The organism is Segatella maculosa DSM 19339 = JCM 15638, assembly GCF_000382385.1.
GTDB lineage: Bacteria > Bacteroidota > Bacteroidia > Bacteroidales > Bacteroidaceae > Prevotella > Prevotella maculosa.
Genome location: NZ_KB908325.1, coordinates 24,692 through 44,296, shown reverse-complemented (window position 1 = coordinate 44,296; position 19,605 = coordinate 24,692). Strand labels below are relative to the sequence as shown.

General features: G+C 48.4%; 17 protein-coding genes and 1 pseudogene. 3 read left to right on the top strand and 15 right to left on the bottom strand.

All coding sequences use genetic code 11. The features are described from left to right. Positions 1–352 precede the first annotated feature (352 nt). From H164_RS0107665 to nrfH, 11 genes and pseudogenes are all read right to left on the bottom strand, one after another. Complete coding sequence (locus tag H164_RS0107665) at positions 353–1,555, bottom strand: hypothetical protein (protein WP_019968071.1); 1,203 nt, start codon at positions 1,553–1,555, stop codon at positions 353–355. Continuing rightward, positions 1,552–2,199 carry an ATP-binding cassette domain-containing protein gene (locus H164_RS0107660; protein ID WP_019968070.1) on the bottom strand — a complete coding sequence of 216 codons (648 nt, stop codon included), beginning with the start codon at positions 2,197–2,199 and terminating at the stop codon, positions 1,552–1,554. The genes H164_RS0107665 and H164_RS0107660 overlap by 4 nt, the downstream gene beginning before the upstream one ends. Before the next feature lie 5 nt (positions 2,200–2,204). Then, positions 2,205–3,551: a DUF4836 family protein gene (locus H164_RS0107655; protein ID WP_019968069.1), complete on the bottom strand. Its 1,347-nt coding sequence runs from the start codon at positions 3,549–3,551 to the stop codon at positions 2,205–2,207. Then, positions 3,548–4,264: a 16S rRNA (uracil(1498)-N(3))-methyltransferase gene (locus H164_RS0107650; protein ID WP_019968068.1), complete on the bottom strand. Its 717-nt coding sequence runs from the start codon at positions 4,262–4,264 to the stop codon at positions 3,548–3,550. The genes H164_RS0107655 and H164_RS0107650 overlap by 4 nt, the downstream gene beginning before the upstream one ends. Then, positions 4,261–4,812 carry a bifunctional nuclease domain-containing protein gene (locus H164_RS0107645; protein ID WP_019968067.1) on the bottom strand — a complete coding sequence of 184 codons (552 nt, stop codon included), beginning with the start codon at positions 4,810–4,812 and terminating at the stop codon, positions 4,261–4,263. The genes H164_RS0107650 and H164_RS0107645 overlap by 4 nt, the downstream gene beginning before the upstream one ends. Beyond that, positions 4,805–6,058, bottom strand: coding sequence for an MFS transporter (locus H164_RS0107640; protein WP_019968066.1), 1,254 nt, complete (start codon positions 6,056–6,058; stop codon positions 4,805–4,807). The genes H164_RS0107645 and H164_RS0107640 overlap by 8 nt, the downstream gene beginning before the upstream one ends. A 510-nt stretch (positions 6,059–6,568) precedes the next feature. Then, positions 6,569–6,625 (bottom strand): annotated as a pseudogene (locus H164_RS16135) (sortase B protein-sorting domain-containing protein); the annotation flags it as partial. 280 nt (positions 6,626–6,905) lie between these two features. Next, on the bottom strand, positions 6,906–7,694 hold the full coding sequence (gene ccsA / locus H164_RS0107635) for a cytochrome c biogenesis protein CcsA (protein ID WP_019968065.1): 789 nt from the start codon (positions 7,692–7,694) through the stop codon (positions 6,906–6,908). A 3-nt stretch (positions 7,695–7,697) separates the two neighbouring features. Next, the gene (locus H164_RS0107630; protein ID WP_019968064.1) at positions 7,698–8,984 is read right to left on the bottom strand and encodes a cytochrome c biogenesis protein ResB; all 1,287 of its coding nucleotides are present in this window, start codon (positions 8,982–8,984) and stop codon (positions 7,698–7,700) included. Positions 8,985–9,057: 73 nt separating this feature from the next. Beyond that, positions 9,058–10,554, bottom strand: coding sequence for an ammonia-forming cytochrome c nitrite reductase (nrfA, locus tag H164_RS0107625; RefSeq protein WP_019968063.1), 1,497 nt, complete (start codon positions 10,552–10,554; stop codon positions 9,058–9,060). 67 nt (positions 10,555–10,621) lie between these two features. Continuing rightward, positions 10,622–11,266, bottom strand: a complete 645-nt coding sequence (nrfH, locus tag H164_RS0107620) for a cytochrome c nitrite reductase small subunit (protein ID WP_008566077.1) — start codon at positions 11,264–11,266, stop codon at positions 10,622–10,624. 117 nt (positions 11,267–11,383) lie between these two features. Between nrfH and H164_RS0107615 the strand changes: the two genes are divergently transcribed. Next, positions 11,384–12,214 carry an IS5 family transposase gene (locus H164_RS0107615; protein WP_019968061.1) on the top strand — a complete coding sequence of 277 codons (831 nt, stop codon included), beginning with the start codon at positions 11,384–11,386 and terminating at the stop codon, positions 12,212–12,214. 127 nt (positions 12,215–12,341) lie between these two features. On the opposite strand, the gene H164_RS0107610 is transcribed toward H164_RS0107615, so the two are convergent. Further along, a complete protein-coding gene (locus H164_RS0107610) occupies positions 12,342–13,268 on the bottom strand; it encodes a hydrogen peroxide-inducible genes activator (RefSeq protein ID WP_025829797.1) in 927 nt (308 codons plus the stop codon). Positions 13,269–13,520: 252 nt separating this feature from the next. Between H164_RS0107610 and rbr the strand changes: the two genes are divergently transcribed. After that, the gene (rbr, locus tag H164_RS0107600) at positions 13,521–14,174 is read left to right on the top strand and encodes a rubrerythrin (protein WP_008566079.1); all 654 of its coding nucleotides are present in this window, start codon (positions 13,521–13,523) and stop codon (positions 14,172–14,174) included. 325 nt (positions 14,175–14,499) lie between these two features. Here the strand turns inward: rbr and trmD are convergent, their stop codons facing one another. The 3 genes from trmD to H164_RS0107585 all read right to left on the bottom strand — a co-directional run bounded on the left by trmD (position 14,500) and on the right by H164_RS0107585 (position 18,201). Beyond that, the gene (trmD, locus tag H164_RS0107595) at positions 14,500–15,174 is read right to left on the bottom strand and encodes a tRNA (guanosine(37)-N1)-methyltransferase TrmD (protein ID WP_019968059.1); all 675 of its coding nucleotides are present in this window, start codon (positions 15,172–15,174) and stop codon (positions 14,500–14,502) included. Between the two features lie 55 nt (positions 15,175–15,229). Further along, entirely contained in the window at positions 15,230–17,227 is a 1,998-nt protein-coding gene (gene ligA, locus H164_RS0107590; protein ID WP_019968058.1) for an NAD-dependent DNA ligase LigA, read from the bottom strand. A 71-nt stretch (positions 17,228–17,298) separates the two neighbouring features. Next, complete coding sequence (locus H164_RS0107585; RefSeq protein WP_019968057.1) at positions 17,299–18,201, bottom strand: helix-turn-helix domain-containing protein; 903 nt, start codon at positions 18,199–18,201, stop codon at positions 17,299–17,301. A 157-nt stretch (positions 18,202–18,358) separates the two neighbouring features. On the opposite strand from H164_RS0107585, the gene H164_RS0107580 reads away from it, so the two are divergent. After that, on the top strand, positions 18,359–19,600 hold the full coding sequence (locus H164_RS0107580; RefSeq protein ID WP_019968056.1) for a TolC family protein: 1,242 nt from the start codon (positions 18,359–18,361) through the stop codon (positions 19,598–19,600). The last annotated feature ends 5 nt before the right edge of the window (positions 19,601–19,605 follow it).

The window sequence follows — 19,605 nt, the reverse complement described above, 5'->3', positions numbered from 1 at the left end:
GGTGAATGCAGGTGCATGGCAGTTTGAGTGGACGCACGAGCCGTGCGTCCCTACATTCCCCGCACACTCCGCCTGCGTTTGTCAGGAAAACGCTATAAGTTTGTAGGGACACACGGCCCGTGCGTCCGCTCAAAGCATAATATACACATACAAGAATTAAGGCATTTGCACGCCCGCCAGCCCGGTTTGAGAACCCAGCACATGCACATTGAAAATCAACTACTTACATCCTGCGTTCCAATCTCACCCATATCACTGCGCAATCTCACCCATTTTGCACGGTAATATGGCTGAGATTAGCGTGCAAAATGGGTGAGATTGCAAAGTGTGATAGCCACTTGGCTTCGGAGGCTTATTCTTTTCGTTTCCAAATCCTCACAATCTTGTTTCGGATGATGACAAGATTAGAGAGGCTGACAAGGAAAAACAAGGCAATGCCTACGGCCAAGGCAGGGAGCATCGATCCGTCTTCGATGTCGGGAAAGAGGGTCTCTATGATGTCCATGTAGGCTTGGCGGACAAAGAAAAGGATTGTAAGTGCCATGAGAAAAACGGCAAAGTTGAGGCCGATGGTCAGCAGTTGATAGGGCCGGGCCACCTCTGTGGGCTTGTAACCGATGAGCAGCAGATTTTCAAGTTTGCCCGAATTTTTCTGCACGAGCAGGTAGATGCTCAGCATAAGCATGTAGAAACTCAACGCAGAAATGACCAAACCGACAAGCATCACCATTGTTATCATCATGCGAAGAAAGTAGGTTGTCTTCTCAGCATTCAGCTTGTCGTTCTCTATTTCATATCCTTTTCGGTCGAGATATGTGGTGAATCGCCTGTCGCCGGGGTTGTTTATTTGCATGATAAGGCGTGTGGGTTCGTGTGTTTCTCCTTGAGAATAGGTCGCATTGCTCCAATCCATGAAGGCCTGAGGCACGAGAATTGAACTCAAACGGTTGGAGAATCCGATGACTTTCCCGTTGAAACGGCCTTCCTTGTTGTGCCCGTGAACGAATATACGAAAGTCGATCATGCCCACAAGTCCCTCGCTTATCTTCGGCAACGAATGGCTTTGTGCAAACCCGAAGTTGTACATTGTCAAGTAGATACGCGGCAGAATGATAGGCACTGTAGTGTCGCCGGGCCGGTATTTCCAGTTACTTTTCTTCGCATCGACAAAGACATCGGGAATGCTTTCGAAGTTGATTTCACCATTGTTCAGCACGCTTGTCCCGTTCACGCTCATGTTGGCGTCGGCCTTATAGGCTGTTGCTGTGAACCAACCGATGCGACCTACGAACGGTTGACGGCCGAAATCGTCGATCTCGGCATTGGAAAACGTGTTGCTGCGGCCGCTGATAGTGCTCGCAGTTCCTATCTTTTTGTTGACAATAAGGAAGTCGTTCTTCATGAAACTGTCTTCGGCGGTGAACATGGGAACGACATCTTGGTAGAACTGAAAGCCCAAAAGGACGATCAACATGCCGAAGAGATTGGCAAAAAAGAAGCCTGCAAACTGCGGAATACTGATGTGTTGGCGTAGTAATTTCCAAACCAAAGTCATAGTTTCAAAGTCTTATCGTATTCAAGTTTCATGTGTTTTCCGATGCTGGTCACGATGACTCCGGCCCCTTGGGCCTTGGCTTCGGCCAGCATAATGTCGGCCATGGCGGCCGAGTTGGTGTCGTCAAGGTGGCTGATGGGCTCGTCGGCAAGGATAAAATCGAAGGGTTGCACGAGCGCACGCAGCATGGCTACGCGCTGTTGTTGGCCGAAAGACATGCGGCCGACCTTGGATTGAAGCTTGTCGGCAATGCCCAACCTATCGAACCATTCGATGATTTGCGCGCGACTTTTGAAGCCTGTGAGCTTGTTTTTGATTTCTACGTTTTCCAAAGCCGTGAGTTCGGGAAAGAGCCGAAGCTCCTGAAAGAGGTAACTGACGTGCTGTCGGCGCACGTCTATCCAATCTTTGACTTTATAGTGCATCGTATCGTTCGCGTCGAATAGCACGGTTCCGCTGTAATCACGGCGATAACCGACGACATAGCTGCAAAAGGTGCTTTTACCTTTACCTGAATCGGCCTCAATAAGATAGAGCTGGCCTTTCCGGAAAGTGACTTCCGTGTTCCAAATCTCCGATTTGAGTTGCTGAACTGTGGAAGAAAAGACCTGAGGAACGACCGAATTGAATGTTATGGTTTCCAATTTCGTTATTTTAATGTATAGACAATTGTGTCGATGTTGCCGAATATCGGACGCAACATTTGCATCACGGCCCCCGCTTTTTCGCCTTGCATGGCCCGGAGGTTGACCACTAATGCCAGTTTCTTCCCTTTGATTAAGTCGGCAACTTCGGTGGACAAAGGGTCTTTCACGGGCATAAGCATCGTGCTTTCCTCGTCTTGTTTGCTACTACAGAAGAACTGAAGGTTGGCCGTTACGCCGAAATAGAAATTCGTTTTGTCGCTTGTATAATGCCAAATGTCCGGCCCCCAATCCTCTATCCTGCCGCCTTTGGGACAACTTTCCTTCCAATAGGCAACGTCTTTCGTCCATCTTTTATGGATTAGTTCGGCGGTCATGCCCATGGAAAGCCTGTCGGTGGCATCGGAAAGCGTGGCAATCACCAGCTCACCATGCACACTTCGCAGGATATTGTCCATGTCGATGGCCGTATTGATGCCTGTGAGCAGGGCTTGCAAATTCTTGTTGGCTTGCATGATGGGCAGGAACTGGCGGCCGTCAACGTTCATGAACATACCAAGCACAGCGTCTTTGGGATAGCACGCGATGTGTTTTCCGCTTATCGGACGGAACACTTGACGGGCATCTTGCAGTGCCTTGTTTATGCGTTTGTTGAAAGAGAATGTTGTTCCATTGACCTGCATCAGTTGTTTCTTTGTGGTTATCTCTGCAGCAACCATCACTTGCGAGGCATCTGCATCTTTCGGGGCTCCCAAAGTGAAAGGCACGACAAACTGTTCGGGCAAGGCTGCGGCTTGCGCCACCATGGCCATGGGCGCATCTATGGAGTCGAGCTTGGCATAAAGCCTGCTGTTTGTGACCCCGTCTGCCTCGTCTTGTTTCAGATATTGGGAGATTTGCTGTTGAAGGGCAGCTTGGGCATCGGGCGTGACAGGCCCCATCACGAGAATGGCTTGCTCGTTCCAACCGGCTACCCACACGTCTTTCAATACAGCAAAACGGAAACCACGTCGCTTGATGGGTGCAGTGGACAAGCCTTTGCCTGAAAGTTGCTTGAAAGTCTCGTTGAGGTCGTCGGCATCTTTCACCTTGGCACATAGTCCTAAGTTACCATCGGGCGCGGTAAAAAGGAATATCTTGTGGCTGGCATCGATGCCGCTCTTGTCCATATTGGTGACATGGAGCAGCGTTTTGAGCACCGCCACGTTGTTGATACCGCTCATCTTGACCGGATCTATCGAAATGAGTGCCGTACTTTCAGCAGGAATGGCGTTTAGATAGGTGTTGTCGGAACATGAAGCCATATAGAATAGCATGAAACCGACAAATATGTAACTTAGTTTTTTCATCATCTTAGGGATATTTGTGCCATGGTGACAGCTATCAAACCAGCTGTTTCTGTGCGCAGACGACTTCGTCCGAGTGAGACACTCTCATAACCTTGCGCCATGGCAGACTTGACTTCATCAACGGAAAAGTCGCCTTCGGGCCCAACGAGCACTGTTATCCTCTCATTAGGGCCGTTCATAAGGTCATCGAAAAAGTCTTTCTTTTCGATTTCTTCATAGCAATGAGCGATGAACTTGCGTCCTTCGCGTGGTTGTTGAATGAAGGTTTTGAAGCTTTCGAGTTCATTGACCACGGGAATCCAAGGCTTTCGGCTTTGCTTGGCAGCCGATATGACAATCTTTTCTATGCGGTCTGTACGCAGCGCCTTACGTTCGGAAAATGCACAATGCAGGAAAGTTATCTCGTCAAAGCCCACTTCTGTGGCTTTCTCGGCCAGCCATTCTATGCGGTCTATGTGCTTGGTAGGCGCGATGACAAGGTGAATATGGCCCCGCCAAGTCTTCTGTTGTGGCAGTGTTTCCTTGATATGATAGAGGCATTTCTTATGGGTTGCCAAGCTGACTTCGGCGTGATAGAAGTTCCCCCGACCGTCCATCAGGAACATATCGTCGCCGCTTTGCAATCGAAGCACACGCAATGCGTGGGCCGTTTCTTCCGGCGGGAGTTCGTTGTTTCGGTCGGCATTAGGCACATAGAAATATCTCTCCTCTTTCATTCCGTTTTGTTTTTACGCCGTTTTAGTTCTTCGTTCAGATACTCAGCCATCTTGTAATCCTCGATATTGATGCTTTTTTCGAGGGCCATCTTTAGCATCTTGTTGCTCAAAGCATTGATAGGAAGCGAGAGTCTGTTGGGTTGTTCGGCATCGAAAGGCGTGCTTTGATTGCTCATTAACTCCTCTTCGATATAGATAGGGAAGTCATTTGTCTGCGCAAAGAGCACGGCATCGCTGACGCGGATATCAACGGTTTCGAGTGTATCTGTATCTATCAGTAGGGTTTTATAGATACCGTCTACAATGCTATGAATGTGGATTTCAAAGCGATGTCCCTCTTGTCTCAGCAGTCTTCCCAATGCTTCAGGAAGCAATCTTTCTACTCCCGGCGCGTGATTCATGCGAAGACTGAACGCTTTGACCATATTCTTGTCGCAAGTGATAGAGAGTTGGCGCGTCATGGCTTCATCGGTCAGCACGAGAAGCCCGATGTCCATGCCACCGACAATCTCTGAAACGTTATAGAATTTCAGTCTTGTTTTAATCATAATTCTTCTGTTGTTTAGTGCCGGGTCGGAACATCAGCGCGAAACTAACGCCCACAAGGAGCGCATAGCCGGCAAAGGTGAACCAGCAAGCAGCCCAGTTTGTCGTCTGCCCTACGGTATGACTGGTGACAACAGCCTGTGCGGCAAACGCTCCTACCGTTGCTCCGATACCGTTTGTCATTAGCATGAACAGTCCCTGTGCACTTGATCGGATAGCAGGGTCTGTAGATTGGTCGACGAAGAGCGAACCAGAGATATTGAAAAAGTCGAAGGCTACGCCATAAATAACCATCGAAGCGATAAACATCCACACACCGCTACCGGGATTACCCGTTCCAAGCAGTACGAAACGCATCACCCAAGCAAACATCGCAATGAGCATGACGTTCTTGATGCCGTAACGCTTCATGAAGAATGGTATCATCAAGATGCAAAGTGTCTCGCTGATTTGCGAAATAGAGTAGAGAATGACAGGATATTTCACGCCGAGCGTGTCTGCATATTCGGGTATGTCTTTGAAACTTTCGATGAACGGGGTGGCAAAGCCGTTGGTGATTTGCAGACTCACGCCGAGCAACATCGAGAAGATGAAGAAGATGGCCATCTTCTTTTGCTTGAACAGTGCGAAGGCCTTTAACCCAAAGGCATCGGCAAGACTGGTTTTCTTTCCCTTGCCATTGGTTTTGCAGTTGGGCAGGCTGAAAGTATAAAGAAATAGCAGCAGACTCAAGACACTGCTCACAACGAATTGCATATGATTGCTCTTATACCCCATGATATCGACGAACCACATGGTGCAGATGAAACCTATCGTTCCGAAGACACGGATAGGCGGAAAGTCTTTCACGGTGTCCATGCCTGCCTGACTGAGTGCCGAATAAGCTACGGAGTTGCTCAAAGCCAGGGTTGGCATATAGAAAGCAACGCTCAATGAATAGAGCAGGAACAGAATGCCGAACTCAGCTTCTGCGCCTGTTTGCTGGCCATACCAAGCTGCACCAAACATGAATAGACCCGCGAATAAATGGCAGAAACCCAACAGACGTTGTGCCGGAATCCACCGGTCGGCAATGATACCCATGATGGCAGGCATGAAGATAGAGACGATACCTTGCATGGCGAAGAACGCTCCGATGTGTTGGCCCATGCCCATGTTTCCCAAGTAAATGCCCATACAGGTGAGGTAAGCTCCCCAGACAGCAAACTCAAGGAAGTTCATCACGGATAGTCTGATTTTAAGATTCATCTTTTTCGGTTTTGTATTTCATTGCAAAGATACGGTAAACGCTCGGAACGGCAAAGCAAAACGATGTTTTTCTTTCCTCAGCATGATGGCATGACACATCGGGAAGCTCCGTAGCGGTTCCTTTGATGTTCGGAAGCTACTGCCTTAATGCTCTGAATGTCTGGTGTACTGGAAGGTGAGGAGGACTTATACTTAAAGTCCTTGAGGACCTATACTTAAAGGTGTCGAGGACTTATACTTAGACTCCTTGAGGACTTATACTTAGTGTCCTTTAGGATAGATAGTATGTGTAGAGTTGGATAGATAGTATCTATACAAGAGGATAGATACTATCTGTAGGAAAGGACAGATACTATCTATACAATTGGACTCCTATTGAAGGTCGGAGAGGACTTCCAATGGAGGTACGATTGGACTTCTATTGGAGGTCGGAAAGGACTTCCAATGGAGGTGCGATAGGACTACTATTGGAAGTACAAAAGGATTACTATCAGTAGTACGATAGGACTTCTATTGGAAGTACAAGAGGATTACTATCAGTAGTGCGATAGGACTACTATCGGAAGTACAAGAGGATTACTATTGGTAGTCCTCCACCTTTCATATAAGGAAAGGTCAAGGCTTCCTTATAGGAAAGGTAAGGTCTTCCTTATAGGAAAGGTCAAGGATTCCTTATATGAAAGGTGAGGCCTTCCTTATAGGGGTGCCGTTCTTAAGCTGCGAGGCATGTAGGGACGCACGGCTCGTGCGTCCGCTCCAATGTTTTGTTAACTGCCAACTCGTTCACTTGTTCATGGCATTGGGCGAATGCACGAGCCGTGCGTCTCTACATCAGTGCTTGCGTTTCTCACTCCATACTGTACGTATGCACGCTCACACCTTGTGCCGAAGGCAGATAGTTGATGCCCCACCAGCACATTTGCAACAGGCAGAAGCACGCGATGAGCATGGCGAGAGCGGGCTTAGGATGGGTGGGCTTATAGCGGCGATAGTGAATATAGGCCAGATAAGAAAGCCATGTGATGGCAGCCCAAGTCTCTTTCGGGTCCCAAGCCCAGTAGTGTCCCCAAGCCTCCTTGGCCCACAGTGCACCCATGAGCATGCCGAGCGTGACGAACGACAGGCCTACATAGACGAGGTTGTCGGTGATATCAAGTTCCTCTTCGTTGATACTTGTTTTCTTGATGAACAGCAGATAAACGGCCATTACCATGGCTGCCCCGAGCAGGGCATAGGACATCATGTAGACAATGACGTGGGGCGCGAACCAAGGACTCTGCAGTGCGGGCATTAAGGTCTTGGAATGGATTTCGGGTTTGAAGAGGTTGATGCACACAAAGACGGTGGCCAGCAGTGTGCTGAACGAGAGTATCCATTTATAATGCCAGCGACTGTAGACAATGAGACCTGCCAATGGTAGGAAAAAGCTATACCACAGCCGTGTTTCGCCCATTGTGCGGAGTGGCGGACGCTCCAGACTTATCCACATGAATAATATGTATGCAAAGAAAACGGTTAGTCCGATGCCCGTCAGTGCATAGGCCATGGCCTTCTTTTCTTTCCAAGCAGCGGTGGCTCCGACAGCCCAACAGATAACCGATATAATCGCAAAGATGATAAAATAACTCCAAGTCATGGTTTAGTTTTCCTTTCTCTTGCCGGCAGTGAAGAACATTCCTACTGCGCCGATTAATAATAGATAGATGCCTACATAGACGACATTGAGCCATGGGTCGCTCACCAACTCAAACACGCTGACATTGCTCCATTTGCCCATCTGCTCGTTGTAGCTGAGCTGATAAATCTTCCAACCGTTAACAGCGTAGGGCTTGTTGACCTCAATCTCGGTCAATATGTTCTTTCCGTCTTGGGTATAGATATTCACATTCGAGGCATAACGCTTCGGTTCGCGGCTTGCCATGACAAGTGATTTGCCATTGTCGAGCTTCAAGGTCTCTAACGGGAATAGATAACTTCCACAGGTTATCCAACCCTTTTTTACGGCTCCGGCTTTTCTTGCTGTGACGGAAAGGGCGCAAGCTGCACCTGCTTGACGGCTCTTGATATAGCCTCCTCTCTTGATGGCCATGCCAAGTGAGTCCATGCGAACCATGCCTCGCATCTGCATGGGCATGTTCTTTATCATATTGGCAAGGTCAGTCGGGACGGCATCTTCTATCTTTTTATCAATCTGTATGGTCCACCCTGCTATTATTCCTTGCTTAAACGAGTCGTCGATGAGCAGCACTTCGGGTTTGTTATAGGGCATCGGTTTCCCTGTTTTGTCAATCACCATGAGCTTGGGTGGGTATTCATCAATCGTGAAGCGGTTGAGTTGAATGGCAACAGGTAGTTCATGTACGTTGTTGTAGGCATCAAGTCCTCGCCATTCGGGCTGCCCTTTCTCACAATACATCTTGAGTCTCTGCATGTCGGCATTGCCTAATGTTGCACACGTAAGGGCGATGAAAAGCCCTAAATGACTTGTGAGGACGGGTAGTCTGCGCCATGCAAAGTGGGCTGTCTGCTTGATGGTGACTTCTCCTACAATCATTGTCATCCAGAAATAAACAAGGATGAACGGCCAGAAATTCAGCATCTTGCTCAGTCCTATGAGGTCTCCTGCAGGCTTGTCTGAGGCAACTTGCCGGGTCAGCCCCATAATGAGTGTCAGCAATGCCGCAGCGATGATAGACGGAATGGCTGCCTGCATCGTTGCCATGAAACTGAAGAAGTAGACACGTTTGCGAAGAAGATAAAAGAGAAGAAGTGCAATGATAAGGACGATGAGCGTTATTCCATTAGCCGGCCAAAGGAATAAAGCCCAGTCTAAAGGCCCTATCGTGAGTTGAAGAAGCAGACCAACCAAAGCCAGTCCGATGACAATGGCCGTCCCTTCTTTCATGGTCCAAGGTTTTTTCCACATAATTTTTCATTATAAAAGAGGCATCGAAGCAAATATCTTCAATGCCCCTTTGGAGTTATTTCTGTTGTTGTCCTTACATGGGTTGTGTGATGAAGCGCTTGTTCTTGCGTGCCGTTTCAATCCATTTCGGAACGACAGTGTTGAGGAAATCCTGCTTCTGCGCATGCAGAGTCTTCATGTCAAGCCCTACATATTTAGCTGCTTTCTCGCGAGTTGAGATGTCGGGGAGAGGTATCTGGCCTGTGAAGCCATGCTTTGCAGCAACACGTGTAGCCTGCAATTGGGCATCTTTGGCATACATTATTGAATTGGCGAGGAGCCGCATCACCTCTTGTGGCGCATGGAAAGCTGCACCGTGGCTTGCCAACGCATAGTCCCAACGCCACTGGCTCTTGCGAATGTCACTCAAGCATTGCTTCATTTCGGCCTCTGTAGCACCCTTGTCCCAAGCAAACTTGGCATAGATGTGCGCGTTAGCCAATTCTTTGTTGACTTTAACGGCAAAGTCATAGACTTTCTGCTGACGCTCATATACGTTCTGGCGGAGGGTCTCTGCGTCTTGTCGATGGCAAGTTTGACAAGTGCGGTTGATATGAGCTAATGGACTCATGATATGGTGATCGGTATATTTAACGCCACCTTCAGAAATATAAGGCATGTGGCAATCAGCACAAGAAAGGCCGCGTTGGCCATGGATTCCCTGTTTGAACATTTCGTAACCCGGGTGTTGGGCCTTCAAAATCTTAGCATGAGAGAGCGGGTGGATATAGTCGTAGAAACCGATACTGTCATAGTATTCTTCGGCCGCCTCACATGTGAGTCCTTTCTCTTGTGGGAAATGCAGATAGTTACCATTCTCTTTTTCAAAGTAGTATTCGGTGTGGCATTGTGCACAGACCAAGCTTCTCATTTCTTGATGTCCGGCCTTCTTGACATCCTTGCCTACGCGTGCCCATGCCTCATACAAAGCTGGTCGGGCTGGCCGAAGATCCATCGTTCGGGCATCATGGCAGTCGGAACAGCCCACGGAGTTCATCACTTCACCGCCCCAATCACTCCATTTTGCAGCATAGAAAGCATTGGTTCCTTTCTCGCGCATTAGTCGAGGAACATCAGGCCCCTTACAGGTCCAGCACGTTCCGGGCTGGAGATCCTTCTGACCATCAACGCCCGGAGAGCCTGTACGCAGTATCTTGCGCAGGTCTTCAATGCAATGACGGTGCCCGCGTGGGGTGTTGTAGTCCCTTGAGAAAGCATAACCGTCCCATATAACAACGATTTCGGGAAATCTCTCCAGAATGCTTTTCTCCTGTGAGCCATTGTATTTGCTCTCGAAAGTGGTGTCTTCCGTCATGGCCCATGATTGGTATTCACGTGGAAAATCCGCTGCGAATTTCTCATTTTGGGCTACGATAGAGTCTGTCATTGGCGTGCGGCGATTGTTGAATATACTGGCAACTTCGGCTCTTCTTTCCAAGAGTGAAGAGCAGATGAGGCCGAGAATGAACACAACAACCATGGCTCCTCCGAAGAGTAGCCAGCCTTGCCATTTCTTTAGTTGTTTTGCCATAGCTATTAAGTTTGATTATTTATTTCGTTAGATGGAGTGAGATGATACGATTAGACCGTTATATTCCCTATTTTGAACCTTCATAAGGCGTGTGTCCCAAGGCCTTTTGCAGCCATGCCGGAACGGGGTCAGGTGGCATCGGCTCTACAAATTCGGCTCCCGGAGTGGAAGAAAGCGAGTTCATTCCCATGTGAGGCACGTCGCGGTGACAGTCCCAACAGACTTTCCCTTCGCCGCGCTTGGCCATCATGTAGTCAATGCGTCCGGTTTTGACGAACTCTTGATTGAGTTGCTTGTGGCAACGAATGCAATTGTCCATGATTACTTCCGCCGATGCATCTTCAGCCTCAATGGCCTGCCGTTCGCTGTGGGTAACGAAGTAAGCAACATGCTTCATTCCGTCCTTGCCTTTGAAGAAGTAATGCGAAACTATATTATTATTGGGCACATGACAATCATTACAAGTCACATCACGACCGTGAGATGAGTGCGACCATGTGGCATAATAGGGTGACATAATGTGGCAGTTGATGCAGGCAGCCGGGTCATCTCCCACGATATATGTATGCATACGGAGCAGATACATGAATAGAATTACCAATCCGAAAGCAACCCCGCAAAGCGTTGTTATCGTTACCTTTTGTCGAAAAGAAAGCCTATCGACAAATGATTTCCATGCGTTTTTCAGCTTTGTATAGGTTGGTCGCTTCATAGATTGTTCATTTGTTTATGCTGCAAATATAGAAGTCGTCTAGACTTTTTAAATCTCTACAAATTGAGAGGAGTTTATTATCTTTGTGCTGTGAAGACCAAGATAAACAATCCTCTCATGTACGAAGTACTGGACAAAGATACAATAAAATCTGAGATCTTGCCATATTTGTCGGTGGCAAAACGCGGTTATGTTACAAAAAGTCACCTGGTGGAGGTCATTCAGTGCATTCTCTACAAGTTGAAAACGGGCTGTCAGTGGCACATGCTTCCCGTTTCAGCCATCTTCACGGGGAGGGTTTTGAGCTACAAGAGCGTGTATGCCCATTTCCGCAAGTGGTCGAGGAACGGCGAATGGAAAAAGGTTTGGGGCATGATATTAAGCCGTCACAGGTCTTTCTTGGACATGTCCAGTGTGGATTTGGACGGCAGCCACACCACCACGCTTCGCGGTGGGGAGTGCTGTGGATACCAAGGACGCAAGAAAAGAACGACCACCAATGCCATCTATGTCACAGACCGGCAAGGCATACCGCTTGCCATGTCCACGCCTGTTTCGGGTTCCCACAACGACCTTCACTGCATCTCCGAGGTACTTCAGGGCTTGTTCGCAGGTATTGAGGACTCAGGCTTGTCCATATCGGGGCTCTTTCTCAATGCAGACGCCGGTTTTGACTCTGCACAATTCAGGCGGGATTGCCTTCGGCAGGAGGTGTTCCCAAACGTCGCCTTCAATAAGCGGAGAGGAATGCGCAGAGATGACGAGTTACTTGATGAACTGCTTTATAAGGAGAGATACAGCATTGAAAGGACCAATGCGTGGATGGACTCGTACAGGAGCGTGCTCAACAGGTTCGATACCACACAAACCAGTTGGGAGGGATGGAACTATATCGCATTTATACTGATTTTTCTGAAAAAGATAAGAAAGAGGGAAAAGTCTAGATGACTTCATAGTAAATAATATTAAAATAGTTGTCAAATTAGGAGAAAAATATCCTCATTAATGGGGAAAAATATAGCCGACAGTGAAAACTGGCGGCTATTTACATGAAGATTTCTTATTTCCGGGGCTATTATACGCGCTGTTGAACCTGTTTCAGCTTTAGCATATCAGCGGGAACGGCCTTTTGAATCTCTTCGATAAGCAGTCGGCGGACAGTCGCACGCACGAAATCTTTGTTATTGATGACCACGATATCACGCGTTGGGATGGGTATGGCAAACGGCCTGACAAGTTCTTTCTGGCTGTCGGCCAACTGGAAAATAGCTAGTTCGGGAATGAAGGTCATGCCCTTTCCGCTCTCAACCATGCGCATGAAAGTCTCGATACTGCCCAATGAATAAGCCTTTTGACTCTGCTTGGCCCCTTGAAGTTGACAGAATTTCACCAATTGGTCTCTGAAACAATGGCCCTCATCAAGCATCCAAAGATATTCTCCTTTCAGGTCGCTTGTGTGTATCACCTTATTTATATATAGGGGGTCACCTTTCGCTACATAGCCGAAGAACTGTTCGAAAAACAAATGTGAGGTCTCAAAGTCGTCCATTCCGTCGAGCTTAGCCAGTATACCTACGTCGATATCTCCATGCAGAAGCGCTTGCTTTATTTCGTGAGTTTGCATCTCACGGATACGGATATCCAACTCAGGATGGCGTTGCATGAGTTGTGGAAAGAAACGCGGTATGAGATAAGGTGCTATCGTTGGCAGAATACCTACATGGAAAGTGCCGCGCAAGGAATGCTTTTCTTCTTCCACAGACTCCTTGAGTTGCTTGGCATGTTGCAGGATTTCCCATCCTTGGTCGATGACGTTTTGCCCGATAGGTGTGGGTAGAACGGGTTGGCGTTTACGGTCGAAGATCTTTACGCCCAGCTCTTCCTCAAGCTTTTGTATCATCGAACTGAGCGTAGGTTGGGTCACATTGCAGGCCTCGGCCGCCTTGGCAAAGTGCTTGTGGCGGTAAACGGCCATGATATATTCCAATTGTTGCAGGGTCATAATTCCTCCTGTGGTATAAGATTTTATTGCAAAGATACGCTTTTTTTGATGTTTTCGGGCAGAAGAAGACATGGAATATCAAATAATCCTCATTTTTTTGTTTCTCAAAAAGCCTCGGACGCCGATGGATAAAGGTTCAGAATGGATATTATAGATTTCTTCTATCGGAATATAGGTTCCATCTTTTGCAAATCTGAAAAGAAAGAACTAACTTTGCATCAACAAAAACAAAAACATTAATACAAGAACATTATGAAAAAGAAATTCATCTGTACCGTTTGTGGGTACATTCATGAGGGAACGGAAGCACCCGAATCGTGCCCCGTATGCCATGCCAAAGCTGAAAAGTTTAAGGCATTCGACCCCAAAGCATTGAAGGGAACGAAGACTGAACAGAACTTAATGACGGCCTTTGCAGGCGAGAGTCAGGCGCATACCAAGTATCTTTATTATGCCTCAAAGGCCAAGAAAGACGGCTATGAGCAGATTGCAGAGCTCTTCACAGAGACTGCTCTTAACGAGAAAGAGCATGCAAAACTGTGGTTCAAGTTCTTGCACGAGGGAGACATTCCCACGACAACTACGAACCTTGCCGACGCAGCTGCGGGCGAAAACTACGAGTGGACCGACATGTATGATGCCATGGCTAAGCAGGCAATCGAGGACGGTTTCCCCGAACTTGCTGTTAAATTCCGTGGCGTTGGGGCCATTGAGAAGCGTCACGAAGAGCGTTATCGCAAACTGTTGCAGAACATTGAAGAAGGTATTGTGTTCTCCAAGGACGGCGACCGCATTTGGCAATGCCGCAATTGTGGCCACATTCATATCGGAAAATCAGCCCCTGAGGTTTGTCCGGTCTGCAACCATCCGAAGAGTTTCTTCCAAGTTGCAGCTGAGAACTTCTAAATGAAGGTTCATCATTTTAGATATAAACAGGCCGGGCAGTGATGTCCGGCTTTTCTTTTCAGCCATCTTGTTTTCTGACTTCACCTATTTTACCGCGCGATCTCAGCCATTTTAGCGTGCAATATGGTTGAGATTGTGTGGTAAAATGGGTGGAATTGAAATGCAAGGTGTAAGTCGTTGAATATCAGTTCGAATAATGTAGGGACGCATGGCCCGTGCATCCGCTCAAATAACCCTATGTCTATGTTTCCATTCCGATGGGGCGGACGCACGACTCGTGCGTCCGCCCCATCGCCATTATGGCTGTTAGGCTTCTGTAAGCCTACTATTTCAGCAGGTCGGGACGCAGTCGCTTGGTGCGTTCCATGGCTTGTTCGAACTCCCACTGGCGCACTTTTGCCTCGTTTCCGCTTAGCAGAATGTCGGGAACTTTCCAGCCCTTGTAGTCGGCAGGGCGCGTATAGATGGGCTCAGCCAGCATATCGTCTTGGAAACAGTCGCTTAGTGCACTCTGTTCGTCGCTGATTGTGCCGGGAATAAGGCGAACGATGGCATCTGTCATCACTGCTGCTGCCAGTTCTCCGCCCGTGAGTACGTAGTCTCCGATACTGATTTCGCGCGTAATCAAGTGGTCGCGCACGCGTTGGTCGATGCCTTTATAGTGACCACAAAGGATAATCAGATTGCCCTTCAGCGAGAGATCGTTGGCTATGTGCTGGTTGAATGGCTCGCCATCGGGGCTGGTATAGATTACTTCATCATAGTCGTGCTCGGCTTTCAGGGCCGAGATACAGCGGTCAATCGGCTCACACTGCATCACCATGCCCGCGCTTCCGCCGTAAGGATAGTCGTCAACGCGACGCCATTTGTCGCGTGAGTAGTCGCGAAGATTGTGAAGTTTGATTTCTACCAAGCCTTTTTTCTGTGCCCGTGCCAATATGGATTCGTCTACAAATCCCTCAATCATCTCCGGGAGGACGCTTATAATGTCTATTCTCATGCCTGCAAAAGTAATGCTTTTTCTGCGATTGGGCAAGCCAGATGGGGCATTCTTGCTATTCGTTTCCGAAACGTTCGATGAATTCCGACTCGGAGATGATGGGAATACCCAACTGCCGTGCCTTTTGGTTTTTGGTGCTTACGGAGGCCACATCGTTATTGATAAGGTAGTTGGTCGACTTGCTTACGCTACCCGTCACCTTGCCCCCTTGGCCCTCGATATAGGCTTTCAGTTCGTTGCGGTTTTTATATCGCGTCACGTCGCCGGTCACAACGAAAGTCAATCCCTTGCACTTCTCGCCGCTCGGCTCATTACTTTCTTGGCTCACGCGCACCTGCCCGAGCAGCTTTTCAACCATCATCAGGTTCTCTTCGTCATGAAACCATTCCACAATGCGGTTACTCTTTTCCGGTCCGATGCCCGCAATGAGTGCGAAAGGAGTATCACCTCCGGGTACTATTTTGTCACTTTTACCGCTGGCAATGTTGATGATTTCGCGCAGAGGATAGGCGCCCAACAAGCGTTTGCACACGTCTTGACCGCACAACGGAATGCTCAAAGCATAGAGAAAACGCCGTGCTTCCACATCGCGGGCCTTCTCAATGGAACGCAATAAATTGCGCGCACTCTTCTCGCCGAAGCCTTCCATCGCTGCAATCTCCATGGCATGGTCTTTCAATCTGTACAAGTCGGCATATTCTTTCACCCAACCCAAGTTGATGAACTTGGCCACTGTCTGTTCTGAAATGCCGTCGATATTGACGCCTTCCTTGCTCACGAAGCGCGCAAACTTGCGCAGTTGCTTGGCCGGACACTTGGCGTTGGTGCAATGAAGCGTCTTGGTTGCGCTGGCAGGACTGATGGAAATGCGTGTCTGTGCACCGCAAACAGGGCAGCAATCCGGTATCTCCAATTCGCCGATTTTCTCGTCGACGCGGATTACTTTCGGTATGATTTTGTTGGCTTTGATGACGCTCAGTCGTGTTCCCCGGCTGCCGATGCCGAGCCGTTCGCACTCGCTGATGTTGCAGAGTGAGGCGCGTTTCACAGTCGTTCCCTCCAGTTCGACAGGCGAAAAGACTGCCACGGGCGAGATGGTGCTGGCCGCACAACTCCATTCGATGTGATCTAACGTTGTGTCGGCATGCTCGTCCTGCCACTTAAAAGCGTAACCTGCACGCGTGGCATGATGACCTGTGACGCTTCCCGTCTGTGCAAAGGCCGTGTCGTCATAGGTGATAACGAGCCCATCTACAGGATATGGGTTTTCTTTATCGGTCACTTTCTCTGTCCATCGGGCTATCACCCGCTCGATGTTCTGTAGCGTTGGCTGTGCGATTTGCTCACGCTCCACAGCCTTCATGCCGTTCATTTCGAGCCAATCCATGCGTGCTCCCCATGAGTCGATGGCCTCTTCGGTATAGACTAACGTAAAGGGAATCCACCGAAGATGGCGCTGTCGCACTTCGTCCACGTCTTTCAAGGTGAGCGAACCCGATGCCAAATTGCGCGGATTTGCGTATTCTTCGTCGCTTTCCATGTTGAATTGTTCAAAGTCTTCATAGCTGATGACACACTCACCACGCACGACTACGTGGCCTACTGCCTTGATTTCGTACGGTATTCCCGCTATGGCCGGGGCCAGATGTGTAATGTTTGTGCCCACGTGTCCATTGCCCCTTGTCACCACTTTCGTCAGTTTCCCGTTGTCAAATGTGACGACAAGGGTCAGTCCATCCAGCTTCCAACTGAGCCAAATTGGGCGACCTTCCGCCCATTTCGCCAGCTCTTCGGGTTGCTTGGTCTTGGCCAATGAGAGCGCAGGGAACTCATGTTCCTCCTTTTGTCCCGTGATATTGTCTTCCGACACGCGGTTGGTGGGCGAGTCAGGCAGCTGCTGTCCGGTCTCGATTTCCAGTTGTTTCAGTTGGTCGAACATGGCATCCCACTCATAATCCGACATGCGTTCGCCTTGTCCGTTATAGTATGCGTCGGCTGCTTCGTTGAGTGTATCAACCAGTTCGCGCATCTTTCTCAGTTTATCTTCTGCCATAATGAATAGTTCTTTAGCGACAAAAATACGATTTTTCTATTGAATAAGCCCGAAATTCGGCTAAAGTTTTTTCACGGTACAGTTTGTCTGAATTGATTGGGCGTAAGGTTTGTGAGCCTTTTGAAGTATTTACAAAAGAAGCTAACGGTAGGAAAATTGAGCTCATCTGCTATTTGTACCACGGTGCGGTCACTGTGTTTGAGCATCACTTTGGCCGAGGTAATCAGCGCACGGTCTATCCATTCCTTGCCCGTCTGCCCGCTTACGGCTTTTACAACCGTACCGAGATAGCGGTCGGTAAGGCACATTTTCTCGGCATAGAAAGCCATTCGGTGCTCTTGTTTGCAGTGATTGTTCACCAAATAAATGAAGCGTTCGAAGATATTTCGATTGTTGGAATGTTCCGTAGTAGTCTCTTTGACAACCGAAAAATGAAAATCATATTGATAGATAATCGTGCGAATGATGCTTTTAACGACTTGTTGGCTATGTTCCGGTTGCGAAACCGTTTCATGGAGAAGTCCGAAAAGGCGCTGAATGAAGCTGCTTTCGGTGGACGAAAGTAGTTTTTGTGCGTCGGTCATCGGCCTATTGAATGTCGCAGGAAAGTCGTTGTTTAAGGCTAAATGCAGGAAATCCGGCGAGCAAGCCATGCCCGTTAAGTTGAAGTCTTTTGATGCTTTGAGGGGCTGAACAATCGTACCCGGTGTGAGAAAAACAAGGGTTCCGGAGGTCAATTCCTTATCAAGAAGATTGAAACGAACCGTAGCTTTGCCCGAACGTATCAGGCCACAGCGATAGTCTTGCAGCTGAAATATCGAGCCAACTTGTAGTACTGCTTGGAGAACATACCTCAAATCGGTGACCACAGAGAAGTCTTTTGTGATGACAATATTGCTGGGTGTGTTGCTTTTGTAGGTTTCGACGAGTGCCTTGAAACGGTCGAAAGTGAGTGAAACGGGCTTGTCTTGCATCTCTTTTTGGGTTGAAATATGATGCAAAGATAATGATTTTTGCTTTTTAGAGCGCTTTTTTGCCTCGAATCTTACGAAAAGAACATTATTCACTATAAAAGGATAATACATCATGATGTATTTTGTCCTATCTTTGCAGCAACTAAATGACAGAACAATGAAAAAGAAATTATTGATATGCTGTTGCGTTCTTCCCTTGCAGTTGTGGGCACAATCGCTCACGTTGGAGGCTTGTAAACAGCGGGCTGAAGCCAATTATCCCGCCGTGAGCCAGTATCGTTTAATCGAACTCACACGTGATTTTACGCTTGAGAATGCTGCGAAGTCGTGGCTTCCTCAAGTTGCTGTGTCGGTCAGTGGCATTGCATTTACAGATTTGTTGGACGTAAGCGGGCCGATGAAACAGCTGGGAATAGACACCAAGAATACGATGGCTTCGGGCATGGTGATGCTCAATCAGAACCTCTATGACGGTGGTCAGACCCGTACACAGCGCCAGATGGTGCGGGCACAGGCCGAAGTTCAGCATCGACAGTTAGCCGTTTCGCTCTATGATTTGAACCGCCGGGTGGAACAACTCTACTTCGGTATCTTGTTATTGGATGCGCAAATCAAGCACACACGCTTGTTGCAAGAGGACTTAACTCTAAGCCGTAAGACCGTAGAAGCTATGCTAAAAGCGGGTGTTGCCAACCAAAGTGATGTCGATGTCGTGGCAGTTGAGCAGGAGAATGCCTTACAGTTGCTCGACACGCAGCAGGCTTCAAGACTTTCATATCTGAAGATGTTGGGGCTGTTCGTTGGTCAATCGTTAGGTAATGACACCCGGTTGGAGATGCCCACTGCCTTGGAAACGTCGTCAAGGGAGGTGCTTCGGCCAGAGCTTTCCTATTATCAAGCGCGTGAAGGGCTATTGAATGCGCAACGCAAACAGCTCGATTCACGTCTCATGCCCACGCTGAAAGCTTTTGGAATGGGCGCATATCACACGAAAGTAACCGATTTGATGAAGAATGGAATGCTGGCCGGTGGTATCACATTCAGTTGGAATATCGGCGCACTCTACACGCGGAAGAACGACCTTCGCAGGCTTGATGTAGAGCGACAGCAGGTGGAATCCGAGCGTGCCACCTTTCTTTTCAATAACGGTTTAGAGGTGGAAAGCACCGAAGGCAACATCGCCATGCTGAAGAAACAGCTTGTCCACGACGATGAAATCGTCAGACTTCGTGAGCAAATCCGCGACAAAAGCGAGAAGAAAGTACGTCTGGGCACGGAGAGCGTCAATGAAATGCTACGCGATATCAATGCGGTTTCAAAGGCACGCCAGCAGCGTTCAATGCACGAAATCCGGTTAATAGAGGCACTGTATGCCCTCCGAACGAACATCAATCAATAATCATA

Coding starts and splice junctions, on each gene's coding strand:
- H164_RS0107640 (WP_019968066.1), bottom strand. CDS start 6,058: ATGAATCTTAAAATCAGACTATCCGTGATGAACTTCCTTGAGTTTGCT.
- H164_RS0107665 (WP_019968071.1), bottom strand. CDS start 1,555: ATGACTTTGGTTTGGAAATTACTACGCCAACACATCAGTATTCCGCAG.
- H164_RS0107655 (WP_019968069.1), bottom strand. CDS start 3,551: ATGATGAAAAAACTAAGTTACATATTTGTCGGTTTCATGCTATTCTAT.
- rbr (WP_008566079.1), top strand. CDS start 13,521: ATGAAAAAGAAATTCATCTGTACCGTTTGTGGGTACATTCATGAGGGA.
- nrfA (WP_019968063.1), bottom strand. CDS start 10,554: ATGGCAAAACAACTAAAGAAATGGCAAGGCTGGCTACTCTTCGGAGGA.
- nrfH (WP_008566077.1), bottom strand. CDS start 11,266: ATGAAGCGACCAACCTATACAAAGCTGAAAAACGCATGGAAATCATTT.
- ligA (WP_019968058.1), bottom strand. CDS start 17,227: ATGGCAGAAGATAAACTGAGAAAGATGCGCGAACTGGTTGATACACTC.
- trmD (WP_019968059.1), bottom strand. CDS start 15,174: ATGAGAATAGACATTATAAGCGTCCTCCCGGAGATGATTGAGGGATTT.
- H164_RS0107580 (WP_019968056.1), top strand. CDS start 18,359: ATGAAAAAGAAATTATTGATATGCTGTTGCGTTCTTCCCTTGCAGTTG.
- H164_RS0107650 (WP_019968068.1), bottom strand. CDS start 4,264: ATGAAAGAGGAGAGATATTTCTATGTGCCTAATGCCGACCGAAACAAC.
- ccsA (WP_019968065.1), bottom strand. CDS start 7,694: ATGACTTGGAGTTATTTTATCATCTTTGCGATTATATCGGTTATCTGT.
- H164_RS0107645 (WP_019968067.1), bottom strand. CDS start 4,812: ATGATTAAAACAAGACTGAAATTCTATAACGTTTCAGAGATTGTCGGT.
- H164_RS0107585 (WP_019968057.1), bottom strand. CDS start 18,201: ATGCAAGACAAGCCCGTTTCACTCACTTTCGACCGTTTCAAGGCACTC.
- H164_RS0107610 (WP_025829797.1), bottom strand. CDS start 13,268: ATGACCCTGCAACAATTGGAATATATCATGGCCGTTTACCGCCACAAG.
- H164_RS0107615 (WP_019968061.1), top strand. CDS start 11,384: ATGTACGAAGTACTGGACAAAGATACAATAAAATCTGAGATCTTGCCA.
- H164_RS0107630 (WP_019968064.1), bottom strand. CDS start 8,984: ATGTGGAAAAAACCTTGGACCATGAAAGAAGGGACGGCCATTGTCATC.